Raw genomic sequence first — 12,952 nt, 5'->3', positions numbered from 1 at the left:
GAAATGTTGCCTGAACTGATGGAGCTATTCTTATAAGAAATAGTAACGCAATCTTTAGGTATCCCGCATGAAAGTTAGTTTGCTCCCGGTGTTAAACGACCCCAACCTTGATGCTACTGCGCCCTCAACCCAGCGCCAGCTAGCCATTTCGGTGTCTGCGACGGCAAGCGCGATCGACTCCAGCGTACCCTTAAACCTGTGCCTGATTCTCGACCACAGCGGCTCGATGGGCGGACGGCCCTTGGAAACTGTCAAACAAGCCGCCGGACGGTTGCTGGACAGGTTGAAGCCTGGGGATCGCTTTTGCGCGGTGGCTTTCGATCACAAAGCCAAAGTCCTCGTCCCCAATCAAGTTGTGGGAGATCCCGCCAGCATTAAACGCCAAATTGAGCAATTGCGCCCCGCCGGCGGTACAGCAATTGATGAGGGCATTAAGTTAGGTATTGAAGAGTTGGGGAAAGGCAAAAAAGAAGCTATATCTCAGGCGTTTCTGCTGACTGACGGCGAAAACGAACACGGCGACGACAGCCGCTGTTTGAAGTTGGCGAAACTAGCCGCCGAGTATAACATGACTTTGAATTCTCTGGGATTTGGCGATAACTGGAACCAGGATATTTTGGAAAAGATTGCTGATGCTGGCGGCGGTGCTCTGGCTCACATTCAGCGTCCCGAAGATGCGGTTGATGAGTTTGGCAAGCTGTTTACTCGCATCCAAGGTGTAGGTTTGACTAATGCTTATTTGCTATTTTCGCTAATGCCAAAAGTGCGGTTAGCCGAACTTAAACCGATCGCGCAAGTTGCCCCAGATACGATCGAATTACCGGTACAGCAAGAGGGCGATCGTTTTATGGTGCGCCTGGGAGATTTAATGAAGGATGTAGAGCGAGTAGTTTTGGCTAATATTTATATTGGACAGTTACCGGAAGGTACGCAGGCGATCGGGCAATTGCAAATTCGCTATGACGATCCGAGTGTCGGTGAAGGTTTGCTTTCCGATCCTGTGGCACTTTCTGCTAATGTCCTGAAAGTTTATCAGCCGGCACTTAACCCGATGGTGCAGCAGCACATTTTAGCTTTGGCTAAGTACCGTCAAACTCAACTCGCAGAAACTAGGTTACAACAGGGCGATCGCGCGGGTGCGGCCACGATGCTGCAAACGGCCGCTAAAACTGCTCTGCAAATGGGTGATAAAAGTGCCGCAACTGTGCTACAAACCTCTGCTACTCGTTTGCAGTCTGGTGAAGAATTGAGTGAGGCCGATCGCAAGAAAACTCGGATTGCTTCTAAAACTATTCTTAAGTAGTGTAATGTGCGGTTAATTGCGATCGGCAGCATTGTTCGTAGTAAAGACTTTAATCCTAATTGACTAAAAGTCACAGAGAGGACTGAAGTCCTTACTACGAACCGGTTTATAATGTGTGTATCACCTATCAAGAGCCCTTGTATGAGCCAGACAATATCTGATAAAGTACGCTGGACTACCGCCGATTTGGAACTATTGCCCGATAACGGCGATCGTTATGAACTTATTGATGGAGAGTTATTTGTGACTAGAGCACCGCATTGGGGTCATCAACAGACTTGTGGCAGATTTTTCTCTGTGCTTGATACTTGGTCGATGTCTTCTGGTTTAGGACGAGCTGCAATCAATCCAGGGCTGATTTTCACAGATGCCGATAACGTCATTCCTGATGTAGTTTGGGCCAGCAATGAACGCTTGGCCCTCTTGCTAGACGAAGCCGGCCATTTAACCGCCGCCCCTGAGTTAGTTGTTGAAGTATTATCTGCTGGTACAGACAATGAAAGACGGGATAGAGATTTGAAACTCAGACTCTATTCAGTGCGGGGAGTACAGGAATACTGGATCGTGAATTGGCGGTTGCAGCAAATTGAGGTTTATCGCAGGGAACAAGCAAGTTTAAGGCTAGTTGCTACACTGTTGAGAAACGATCAACTTACTTCGCCTTTGTTACCTGGTTTTAGTTGCTCTGTCGCTCAGATTTTTGCTTAGATTATTTATGAAACTCTTTTACAGGGCGATCGCCCTTTGGGGATTTGTGACAATTTTGGGCGGCATATCCCCTGCCATTTCTACAAAACCCTCACCAATACTAATCGTTCAAAATTCGGCTGAAGACTTATTTAACAGCGGTTTAGCCAAATCAGAGGCTGGAGACATCCCAGGGGCGATCGCCGATTACACAGAAGCGATTCGCCTCAATCCCAACTACGCCCAAGCCTACAACAAACGCGGCATCATTCACGGCCGCAACCTCAAAGACTATCCAGCAGCCAAAGCCGACTTCGATCGCGCCATTGAAATTAACTCCAACTACGGCGACGCTTACTACAACCGCGCCAAAGTCCGCTATTTCTTAAAAGATAAACCGGGCGCAATTGCCGACTATCAAAAAGCCGCCGAAATTTATCAAAAAGACGGCAAGACAGAAGATTATCAAGATGCCATGAAACACCTGCAAAGCCTGGGGCAATAAATAGCTTTGTGAAAACATGGTATAAAATAAATACCCAAAAAATCATCTGCGTTCATCTGCGTTCATCTGCGGTTGAACACTCCAAATTAACTATTCAAAAAATGTCCGTAATCTCCACCGTCACCGTCACTGTACCCGCCACCACCGCCAACCTCGGCCCCGGATTCGACTGCATCGGCGCAGCCTTAAGCCTCTACAACCACTTCCAATTCTCCCTACTAGAACCCTCCACAACAGAGAAACTAAAAATTACCGTTACAGGTACAGAAGCAGCCAAAGTCAAGACAGACGACAGCAATCTCGCTTACCAAGCCTTTGTCAAGTTATACCAACACCTCCAACAATCGCCACCGCCAGTCACAATCCATATAGATATGCAAGTGCCATTGGCTAGGGGTTTAGGAAGTTCCGCTACCGCTATTGTCGGCGGGTTAGTCGCGGCGAATTGTTTAGCCGGTAAGCCTTTGAGTCAGGTGGAAGTGATGCAGTTGGCGATCGAACTTGAAGGACATCCCGACAACGTTGTCCCCGCTTTATTGGGAGGTTGTCGCCTCGCAGCTAGCAATGCACCCCCCCAACCCCCCCTTGGTAAGGGGGGGCTAAGAGAAGAACTTTCTGTTAGCGAAGTGGCACAAGAATTACCCCCCCAACCCCCCCTTGGTAAGGGGGGGCTAAGAGAAGAATCCCCTCTTACACCCCCCCTTGGTAAGGGGGGGCTAAGAGAAGAATCCCCTCTTACCCCCCCCCTTAGCAAGGGGGGGCTAAGAGAAGAATCCCCTCTTACACCCCCCCTTAGCAAGGGGGGGCAGGGGGGGGGTTCTTGGGAGATTTGCGATATTCCCTGGCATCCCGATATTGTGCCCGTGGTGGCCATTCCCGATTTTGAACTTTCTACAGCGGAGGCGCGCAAAGTTTTGCCCGCAGATTACAGCAGGGCTGATGCGATTTTCAATGCAGCACACCTCGGTTTGTTGGTGCGGGCTTTGGAAACTGGTAATGAAAACTGGCTGCGCTGCGCCCTGCAAGATAAAATTCACCAACCTTACCGGCAATCTCTGATTCAGGGATATGAAGCGGTGCAACAAGCTGCTGTCGCTGCTGGCGCTTGCGGTACGGTAATTAGCGGTGCCGGGCCGACGATTTTGGCTTTGACAAATTCAGCATCTGCGCGGGCTGTTGAGCAAGCAATGGCGGCTGCTTGGATGGAATTTGGGGTGAAGGCTGATGTGCGGACTATTTCCCCCGATACCCGAGGATCACAAGTCTCGGGTTAATTATTGGTAAGGTGGGTAGCCAAGAGGGTAATTGTGTAATCTTTCAGTCATCAAAAACCCGGTTTCTCGGCCCCACGCACCCCGACAAAGAAACCGGGTTTTTTACCAAGTCTGCGGGTAACAACGAAGTATCTCGGAAAAAACCCGGTTTCTGAACCCACTCGATTGTAGCGACAATAGCAGATAGCTACCACACCGAATGCGATCGAACCACCTTCAGTATCGAATAATTTACTTGAGTTCACTTAAAAGATCGTTCAACTCCCCTACCAACCATTTTTTCTCAGCTTGCGGCAAAAATAAGCCAAAAAAATAGTGACGCGACTTGGCGCGAATCCAGCAAAAAGTCATCGATTTTTTGACCAATGGCAGATGAATTTTGCTCAACTTTACCCCCTGGATATCTTGAGGGATAATTTCAATTTGTCTGCTCAACAAATAACAATAAATCAAACACAAACACATCAAACCATAAAATACGATTAATATTATTAGAGCTTGGACAGAGCTAAATACAAATAGATCAAATAAGTTAGATACCCAGTAGGCTAAAGTGTATTTAAAAAAGCTAACTGTCGCGCCCACCGGTAAGGCTATGGCATTTTTTATGGCGTGGAAAGGTTGAAGGATCAAAAAGCTGGGAAGTAAAACTTTACAAATCCGATCGATAAAGTGCAAAAACCCTTTGAGTTTGCTAGGTAAATGAGTGGGGTGTATATGAATGAACAACCGCCGTTTAGCATCAATTAAAGTAATTCGGGATTGGGGCGATCGCTTAAACATTTTGTCTGGATTAATCCCGCTTGGCTTGTTCTCTCGCAGTGCTGATAAAGCATCTTTTGCTGAGTGAAACCTATCTTCAACTGCGGGTTCAACTATCTTCTCTAACCAGTCGGCAAACTCTGTCGAAATAGAGACCAGATGTCGGAATTTTACCTTCAGCTTGTGTCTGGGTAAATCCGATGGAAATTTCTGGGTTAACAGGAAAAGTAGTGTTGTGCCTAATCCATACAAATCTGTTGATAATACAGCTTTTCCTCGGAATTGTTCTGGTGCCATGTAACCGTAGGTTCCGACAACGGTACTGCCTCCAGTAACAGTATGATGGTAAGTATTTTGAACTGCGCCAAAATCAACTAAGAAGACTCGCCCATTTTTTTGGATAATAATATTTTGAGGTTTAATATCTCGGTGGATAGTAGCAGGTAACATCGATTGCAGATAAGCTAGAATTTCTAGCAATTGATAGGCGATATGACGAACTTGCGCTTCCTTTGGTTTCCAGCCATTTTCTATCAACTGTGCCAGAGATTTTCCCGGTGCGAGTTGTTGGGCGATATAAAAACAACGATCTTGGGAAGTATCAACTTGAAAGTAGTCAAGGTAGCGAGGAATTCCCGGATGATTCAATCCCGATAAAGTTTTTGCTTCTCGTTCAAATAACTCGATTTTCTTCCATTCATTTGTCAGACGCAGGGATAAAGCTTTGAGTGCAACTTTTTGATTGCTTTTTAAATCTACAGCAGCATAGGTGATTCCAACTCCACCCTGTCCTAATTTGCCGAGAATGCGATATCTTTCAGCAATGATTTTTTCCGATTGTTCTAGTGTTTCCATATTTTTGTGAGCAGGTTGATTTTGGATGATTAGTGGGTTGCGCCACGAGATCGCTATCACACCGAATGCGATCGAACCACCTTCACTATCGAATGATTTACTTGAGTTTACTTAAAACATCGTTCAATTCCCCTACCAACCATTCTTTCTCAGCTTGTGGCAAAAATAAGCCAAAACAATAGTTACGCGACTTGGTGCGAATCCGGCAAAAACTAATCGATTTTTTGAGCAATGGCAGATGAATTCCACTCAACTTTACCCGCTGGATATCTTGAGGACTGATTTGAATTGGTCTAGTGAATAGACGATAAGCAATCCTACACAAGCACCTACATAACCACATCAAAGCATAAAATATGGTAAATGTTGTTATAGATTGGATTGATATAATAAAAAATTGCTGAAATAATTTATTTACCCAGTCGGCTACAGCGTATTTAAACAAGGGATAGCCTATGTTCTGTAGGCCTATAAAAAATCCCAGAATCAAAGAGATGGGAAGTAAAACTTTATAACTCAGATGAATGAACTGGAAAAACCATTTGATTTTGCTAGGTAAACGATTGGGGTGTATCTTGATGAATAACCATTGTTTAGCGTCAATTAAAGTAATTCGAGATTTGGGCGATCGCTTAAACATTTTGTCGGGATTAATCCCGCTTGGCTGTTTCCCTCGAAATGCTAATAAAGCATCTTTTGCTGAGTGAAACCTATCTTCAACTGCGGGTTCAACTATCTTCTCTAACCAGTCGGCAAACTCTGTCGAAATAGAGACCAGATGTCGGAATTTTACCTTCAGCTTGTGTCTGGGTAAATCCGATGGAAATTTCTGGGTTAACAGGAAAAGTAGTGTTGTGCCTAATCCATACAAATCTGTTGATAATACAGCTTTTCCTCGGAATTGTTCTGGTGCCATGTAACCGTAGGTTCCGACAACGGTACTGCCTCCAGTAACAGTATGATGGTAAGTATTTTGAACTGCGCCAAAATCCACTAGGAAGACTCGCCCATTTTTTTGGATAATAATATTTTGAGGTTTAATATCTCGGTGGATAGTAGCAGGTAACATCGATTGCAGATAAGCTAGAATTGCTAGCAATTGATAGGCGATATGACGAACTTGCGCTTCATTTGGTTTCCAGCCATTTTCTATCAACTGTGCGAGAGATTTTCCCGGTGCGAGTTGTTGGGCGATATAAAAACAACGATCTTGGGAAGTATCAACTTGAAAGTAGTCAATGTAGCGAGGAATTCCCGGATGATTCAATCCCGATAAAGTTTTTGCTTCTCGTTCAAATAACTCGACTTTCTTCCATTCAGTTGTCAGACGCAGGGACAAAGCTTTGAGTGCAACTTTTTGATTGCTTTTTAAATCTACAGCAGCATAGGTGATTCCAACTCCACCCTGTCCTAATTTGCCGAGAATGCGATATCTTTCAGCAATGATTTTTTCCGATTTTTGTAGTGTTTCCATATTTTTGTGAGCAGGTTAATTTTGGATAATTAGTAGGTTGCACCCCAATCTCTAAGTATTTCTGCTGCTGCTTGTCGGTGGGGAGTCGAGTTGGTTTCTGCTACATTTAGCGGCGTGTAGCCTGAGAAGTTTCTAGCGTCAATTGTGGCACCTTTAACAATCAGCAATAGTAAAATTTCTAAATTCCCATAATGTGCGGCTTGGTGCAGTGGAGTTGTGTCATATCTATCTCTGTTATTAACATCTGTGCCGTTTTTAATTAGTAGTGCAGCAATATCATTGTGTCCGATCGATATCGCTTGATACAACGGAGTTTGACCGTTCGCATTTCTAGTGTTAACCCTTGCACCATTAGCAACTAGCAGTTCAGTGATATCTTGAGATCCTTGAGCAACAGCAAGATGCAGGGGAGTTTGACCCAAGTTATTTTTGGCATTAACGAATGCACCTTTGGCAATGAGTTGTTTTGCTACATCCTTAAGTTTGAAACTGACAGCGATATGCAGTAAAGTTCGGCCATCGTCATCTTCACTATTAACATCTGGGTGTTTACTAATCAGCAGTGCTACTGTATCCTGAAGTTTCAGGTCTACGGCGATGTCCAGTGGAGTTTTTCTGTGAGTTTTTCTGTGAGTTTCGTATGACGGAGTATTTCCATTATTTTTAACATTAATTTTTGCGCCATTAGCAATCAAAAAAGAGGCGATTTCTGGGCGTTTATCTTGAACAGCTCGGTGTAATGGAGTATTGTCAAATTCGTCCCTAGCGTTGATATCCAGCATGAGCCATGCAGCAACTTCTTTGGTGGCTGCATAGTGCAGTGGAGTTCTTTTTTTACTATCCCTGATAACAATATTCATGCCGTTGTTAATTAGCTGTTGTACCAACTCCTTAAAGCCTATTTTTGCTGCGTTATGTAATAAAGTTGTACCCTTGCCATTTCGGGCATTTTCTTCTTTAATGTTAATTTTTGCGCCTGCAGCGAGTAGTATTTGTGCGATCGCCTTCGATCGCGCCGTATGTAGAGGAGTCATGCCACTTTTGTTTTTGACATTAACGTTTGCGCCTTTAGCAATCAGCAACTTTGCCATTTTAGTCGATCGGGCAAAGAACAGAGGAGTTGTACCCATACTATTGCCAGGTAAAGACCCTCGCAATCTATAAGTCCATATAGACTTCGATATATCCCAATCAACATGAGGTTCACTCTGGGCGTTAATATCTGCACCTTTAGCAATTAGCGTCTGTGCCACTTCTATGCGATCGTATCCAGCAGCAAAGTGTAACGGGGTAAAGCCAAATGTATCCTGAGCTTTGACATCTGCACCCTGGGCAATTAACAATTCTGCCACCTCTTTTGAGCCAGCAAAGTGTAGTAAATTAAGATTTTCTATCCTGGTATTGGCACTAATACCAAGATCAAGATAATGCCTAACAGTTTTAGTATCTCCCTGTTTAACAGCCTGGAAAACTGCATCGGGGGTAAATCCAATCCGGCTGAGGATGGGATATTTAAAGTGATTGAAAACAGCAACAGTAACAACAGCAGCAATTCCTATTGTGAGGCGTTTTTTCCATTGCGTCGATCGATTAGACTTAACGCTAACTATTCGAGGATTGCGAAGCAATTCAAGCGCTTTTTTTGCCGATTCAAAGCGGTTTTCTAAATCTGGCGCTATCATTTTTTTTAACCAATCGGCAAATGCTGAAGAAATATTAATTTGAGAGCAAACATCTATCTCTAGTATATTTGTTGGTAATTCGGTGGGGGAACGGTGGGTTAGTAAATACAACAACGTCGCTCCTAAACCATATAAATCTGTTGCAGGTACGGCTTGTCCGAGAAATTGTTCTGGAGCCATATAACCATAGGTTCCAACTACGGTACTTCCTCGCATTAAAGTATTGTAATAAGTGTTTTGCACTGCTCCAAAATCTACTAAACAGACTGTCAAATGTTTTTGTTTCTGGGAATTAATGGGCGATTTTAAAACAATATTTGCTGGTTTAATATCCCGGTGGATCACAGGTGGTGTCTGTGAATGGAGATAAACTAAAATCTCCAAAATTTGTGTTGCAATGCGTCGAATTTCCGCTTCACGAGCGTGCCAGCCATTTTCGACTAAACTTGCTATAGATTGCCCTTGTGCCAGTTCTTGTACTATATAAAAACAACGGTTATCGGGAGTATCGACATAAAAATAATCCAAATAACGCGGAATTCCCGGATGATTCAATTTTGATAAAACATTGGCTTCTCGTTCAAATAGTTCCAGGACTTTCCAGTCATTCATCTTTTGTAAAGACAAAGCTTTGAGTGCGACTCGCTGGTTTGTTTTGAGGTCAATGGCTTCATAAGTTGTGCTACTACCGCCTTCTCCGAGGAGATTTTTAATCTGATAGTGTTTGACTAAGTTATGGGGAATTTGTTGAACAATATCCATAGCATTATCCTGAGTTGATGAGTACCAACAAACATTTTTTATTTGGGTTTTTACAACCCAAGTTTTGAGAAAATATTCAATAAAAATTGAGCGTTTGAGTAAAATTCAAACAATTCAATAGAAAAGTCAATGAATGACTATGTATATGTGCTTAAATTTCAATGACCGTATTCCTACGGATAGCTTACCCAGAATTTTAGAGTGTCATATCACCTTTAGCAAAAATTTGCGGTTGACAGATTTTGCCGTAGTCAATTCCAATAAGCACTTGTAACAGAGCGGGTTAGATCGTAATTTCAGGCTTTGAGTTGTCAATTATTAATCTTATTTGACTATCTCGAATCGCAAACAGGACGATCGCTTTTGTGCAAGCGCCCTCTCGGCCCTCTGCGCCCTCTGCGTTAAATAAAAAATTAGGCATCGGGAATACACGCAGCAGACCAAACAATCGATCGCACTCCTCAATTTTCGATGGGATCTAAAATTCACATAAAGTTCCATCCCCGATCGCAAAACCCTTCCTAAAATAGAAGATAGGGACGATCGACCTAAAAGCCGATCGAGGGGCAAACGCCAAGCACCTGAAAATCCCCAACTAGCGAGCCGCAAGACAGGGAGAACATCAAAATCATGGTAAACGCGCCAACAGGGGAAACCCGTCTGGGCCCGACCGAGCAGGTGCAAGCCTTAGACCGCGATTGCACAACCCTATCCCGTCACGTACTCCAGCAACTCCACAGCTTTTCAGCAGATGCTCAGGATCTCAGCACTCTGATGAATCGCATCGGGTTGGCTGCTAAGCTGATCGCGCGCCGACTTAGAGCCGGGTTAATGGCAGATGCTTTAGGGTTTACAGGGGCTGTGAACGTGCAGGGAGAATCCGTCAAAAAGATTGATATCTATGCTAATGAAGTGTTTATCTCGGTATTCCAGCAAAGCGGACTTGTCTGCCGCTTGGCTTCCGAGGAAATGGAAAAACCCTACTACATTCCCGAAAATTGTCCGATCGGACGCTACAGTCTGCTCTACGACCCCATAGATGGTTCTTCCAATCTTGACATCAATCTCGATGTCGGCTCAATATTCAGCATCCGCAAGCAAGAGCTACGGTGTGCACACAAGTCTAGTTGGAAATCAAATGACGGAAAAAAACGGAAGTTTATTTTTTTAATCCTTGATTTTCCGTTAATTATTATCAATAAGGTAAAACTATTGATAAATAAATCGATCGTCTAAAAACTTTGCCTACTCAGGATTGTGTCAGACAGAGCCAAGTTTTTAGGACTTGTGTGTACACCGTAGATCTCTACTGGTTAAAGTTCGTGAAAGTAATACATCACAACGCCAGTTACTGGATCGTTCTCGATACTGAGATAACCCGTTTTGAGCATTGCTGTGAAAGCCTCTTCCACTTCGGCAAAAGTAGCGCCCGTTGCCATCACCCCTTGGGTTACAGATAATCTGCCATTCTTGGTATAAGCTGCCTTCAGGAGTTTAATCCCTAACTGTTCGGGGGTTTGCTTGGGGTATGTCGAGGCGATCGCCCCGCCGATCGGAGATAGCGGTATACCTTGGGGAGATACGCCGAGTTTGCCCCTGAGACTAGCATTGTGTTCGTCCACCATGTTCGGTAGCAGCAGCAAGTCAAACAATTGCCCGAACCCAAACAAGCCAAAGGTACACAGCCACAGCAAACCCGTGCCAATCTTGCCGTTGTAGAGACGGTGGAGTCCGAAGGGGCCGAAAAAACAAGCAGCCCATAACAGGTAACTAACACCTAAATTGCTCATTTTATGACCGTCCTGTCTGGTTATTCTAAGAATTGGAGTCCCTTTATACATTTTGTACTTTCTATCTGGTGTTTGAACAGTTTGACACCAGCAGATCTTTGTGCATTGTCCGAAGTTATTGGTTATTTAAGCTGTTGTGCATTTAAATTGTATATTTCGACGATCGATCAAAAATCTTCTCCCCTCTCCCCCTCTCCCTCTCTCCCCCTCAATCACCATACACAATTGGGATGCAAAACAGCTTACTACCAATGCCCCATGCCCCATGCCCCATGCCCCATGCCCGTAAGTAATTGTGCGTAGCAATTCTTAACGCCAGCAAAATATTTTCAGGGTCGAAAACTTGGTACACTGGAGGGCGTGGAATATTTCAGCAGCTTTTACCTGAATGCCACACAAAGCGCAAAAGTGCGCCGCACAGCGCTGGTAGGAGATAAAAGGGCGATCGCCCCTTCCGATACCTCAAACGAGCGAGCAATTATAAGCAAAAAATCCAATAAAAATATGGTAGATTCCCTCAAAAAACCAGCTTTTGCAGAACAGCAAGAAGCGAAAACCCCAGCCAAAGAAACTATTCTCACGCCGAGATTTTACACAACAGACTTTGACGAGATGGCCAAAATGGACATCTCCATCAACGAAGCCGAACTCGAAGCAATTATCAAAGAGTTCCGCGTTGACTACAACAAAACCCACTTCGTGCGGGATGCCGAGTTCGATCAATCTTGGGAACACATCGACGGCGAAAAGCGCAAGTTATTCATTGAATTCCTCGAACGCTCTTGCACCGCTGAGTTTTCTGGCTTCTTGCTCTACAAAGAATTAGCACGCAAGCTCAAAGACAAAAATCCGGTACTCGCCGAAGGTTTCTTGCTGATGTCCCGCGATGAAGCGCGACACGCCGGATTCCTCAACAAAGCGCTGTCGGACTTTGGTTTGTCCCTGGATTTGGGTTTCTTGACAAAGAGCCGCAGTTACACATTCTTTAAGCCGAAGTTTATTTTCTACGCCACTTACTTATCCGAAAAAATCGGTTATTGGCGCTACATCACGATTTATCAGCACTTGAAAGCGCATCCTGAAGATCAGATTTATCCAATTTTCCGATTCTTTGAAAATTGGTGCCAGGATGAAAACCGCCACGGAGATTTCTTTGATGCGGTGATGAGAGCTCAGCCTCAAATGCTGAACGATTGGCGCGCTAAGCTTTGGTGCCGTTTCTTCTTGCTGTCGGTATTCGCGACAATGTATCTCAATGATATCCAGCGCGGTGGTTTTTATCGATCGCTCGGACTCGATGCTCGCGAATACGACATTGAAGTGATCAAAAAAACCAACGAAACCGCAGGTCGCGTCTTCCCCGTGATGCTAGACGTGAACAATCCAGAATTTTATGAACGGCTGGATATTTGCCTCAAAAACAATCAGCAATTGACCGCAATTGTCGCTTCTGAAACTCCGAAATTCTTGCAATTGTTCCAAAAATTGCCTCTGTATTTGTCCAACGGCTGGCAGTTGGTGAAACTGTACTTCATGAAGACGATCGAATCGCCTTCTGTTGAAGGTGCAGTCCGTTAAGTTTTGATTTTTCATCCTCTGTTACGGCGGTTCTGCGGAAGTAGAGCCGCTTTTTTTTGGTATGATGTTAGGTTGGTTTTCGTGAAAGGGCGATCGGGTTTCAAATTCAATTGAGGAACTTTATGAAGAAGTTAACTGTGAGATGAAAAGTGAGTAATACGAGTACCGGAAGACGCAACTCTTTTGAACTAGAAGATATTCAAAGGCAATGGAGAGAATGGCAGTAGAAAAGTAAAAAAATATTTTTAGCAAGTTGGTAATTTTTACGCTATTCTCAACT

Annotated in this window: 9 protein-coding genes and 1 pseudogene; 6 read left to right on the top strand and 4 right to left on the bottom strand. The window is 44.2% G+C overall.

Going from position 1 to position 12,952, the window contains the following annotated elements:
- The first annotated feature begins 67 nt into the window (after positions 1-67).
- From QUB66_RS18325 to thrB, 4 genes are all read left to right on the top strand, one after another.
- Positions 68-1,303 (top strand): vWA domain-containing protein, encoded by a 1,236-nt coding sequence (locus QUB66_RS18325; protein WP_332969046.1) that lies wholly within the window; start codon positions 68-70, stop codon positions 1,301-1,303.
- A 141-nt stretch (positions 1,304-1,444) separates the two neighbouring features.
- On the top strand, positions 1,445-2,011 hold the full coding sequence (locus QUB66_RS18320) for a Uma2 family endonuclease (RefSeq protein WP_332969044.1): 567 nt from the start codon (positions 1,445-1,447) through the stop codon (positions 2,009-2,011).
- Between the two features lie 7 nt (positions 2,012-2,018).
- Positions 2,019-2,495: a tetratricopeptide repeat protein gene (locus tag QUB66_RS18315; RefSeq protein ID WP_265238309.1), complete on the top strand. Its 477-nt coding sequence runs from the start codon at positions 2,019-2,021 to the stop codon at positions 2,493-2,495.
- 101 nt (positions 2,496-2,596) lie between these two features.
- Complete coding sequence (gene thrB / locus QUB66_RS18310; protein ID WP_332969043.1) at positions 2,597-3,769, top strand: homoserine kinase; 1,173 nt, start codon at positions 2,597-2,599, stop codon at positions 3,767-3,769.
- 231 nt (positions 3,770-4,000) lie between these two features.
- Here the strand turns inward: thrB and QUB66_RS18305 are convergent, their stop codons facing one another.
- From QUB66_RS18305 to QUB66_RS18295, 3 genes are all read right to left on the bottom strand, one after another.
- Positions 4,001-5,386: a serine/threonine protein kinase gene (locus tag QUB66_RS18305; protein ID WP_332969042.1), complete on the bottom strand. Its 1,386-nt coding sequence runs from the start codon at positions 5,384-5,386 to the stop codon at positions 4,001-4,003.
- 97 nt (positions 5,387-5,483) lie between these two features.
- Positions 5,484-6,860, bottom strand: a complete 1,377-nt coding sequence (locus QUB66_RS18300) for a serine/threonine protein kinase (protein WP_332969041.1) — start codon at positions 6,858-6,860, stop codon at positions 5,484-5,486.
- Positions 6,861-6,889: 29 nt separating this feature from the next.
- Positions 6,890-9,304 (bottom strand): ankyrin repeat domain-containing protein, encoded by a 2,415-nt coding sequence (locus tag QUB66_RS18295; protein ID WP_332969040.1) that lies wholly within the window; start codon positions 9,302-9,304, stop codon positions 6,890-6,892.
- 630 nt (positions 9,305-9,934) lie between these two features.
- Here QUB66_RS18295 and QUB66_RS18290 point away from each other — a divergent pair.
- A pseudogene (locus QUB66_RS18290) lies at positions 9,935-10,408 on the top strand (class 1 fructose-bisphosphatase); the annotation flags it as partial.
- Positions 10,409-10,617: 209 nt separating this feature from the next.
- On the opposite strand, the gene QUB66_RS18285 reads toward QUB66_RS18290, so the two are convergent.
- Positions 10,618-11,094, bottom strand: coding sequence for a TM2 domain-containing protein (locus tag QUB66_RS18285; RefSeq protein ID WP_332969039.1), 477 nt, complete (start codon positions 11,092-11,094; stop codon positions 10,618-10,620).
- Between the two features lie 504 nt (positions 11,095-11,598).
- Between QUB66_RS18285 and acsF the strand changes: the two genes are divergently transcribed.
- Positions 11,599-12,672, top strand: coding sequence for a magnesium-protoporphyrin IX monomethyl ester (oxidative) cyclase (acsF, locus tag QUB66_RS18280; RefSeq protein ID WP_265239667.1), 1,074 nt, complete (start codon positions 11,599-11,601; stop codon positions 12,670-12,672).
- Positions 12,673-12,952: the final 280 nt, after the last annotated feature.

Source organism: Microcoleus sp. A2-C3, assembly GCF_036706065.1.
GTDB lineage: Bacteria > Cyanobacteriota > Cyanobacteriia > Cyanobacteriales > Microcoleaceae > Microcoleus.
The sequence above is the reverse complement of the archived record's forward strand: the minus strand, read 5'-3'. Positions and strand labels throughout refer to the sequence as shown.

Excerpts from the sequence above, each read along its gene's own strand:
- QUB66_RS18325 (WP_332969046.1), top strand. The coding sequence starts at position 68 with ATGAAAGTTAGTTTGCTCCCGGTGTTAAACGACCCCAACCTTGATGCT.
- QUB66_RS18320 (WP_332969044.1), top strand. The coding sequence starts at position 1,445 with ATGAGCCAGACAATATCTGATAAAGTACGCTGGACTACCGCCGATTTG.
- QUB66_RS18315 (WP_265238309.1), top strand. The coding sequence starts at position 2,019 with ATGAAACTCTTTTACAGGGCGATCGCCCTTTGGGGATTTGTGACAATT.
- thrB (WP_332969043.1), top strand. The coding sequence starts at position 2,597 with ATGTCCGTAATCTCCACCGTCACCGTCACTGTACCCGCCACCACCGCC.
- QUB66_RS18305 (WP_332969042.1), bottom strand. The coding sequence starts at position 5,386 with ATGGAAACACTAGAACAATCGGAAAAAATCATTGCTGAAAGATATCGC.
- QUB66_RS18300 (WP_332969041.1), bottom strand. The coding sequence starts at position 6,860 with ATGGAAACACTACAAAAATCGGAAAAAATCATTGCTGAAAGATATCGC.
- QUB66_RS18295 (WP_332969040.1), bottom strand. The coding sequence starts at position 9,304 with ATGGATATTGTTCAACAAATTCCCCATAACTTAGTCAAACACTATCAG.
- QUB66_RS18285 (WP_332969039.1), bottom strand. The coding sequence starts at position 11,094 with ATGAGCAATTTAGGTGTTAGTTACCTGTTATGGGCTGCTTGTTTTTTC.
- acsF (WP_265239667.1), top strand. The coding sequence starts at position 11,599 with ATGGTAGATTCCCTCAAAAAACCAGCTTTTGCAGAACAGCAAGAAGCG.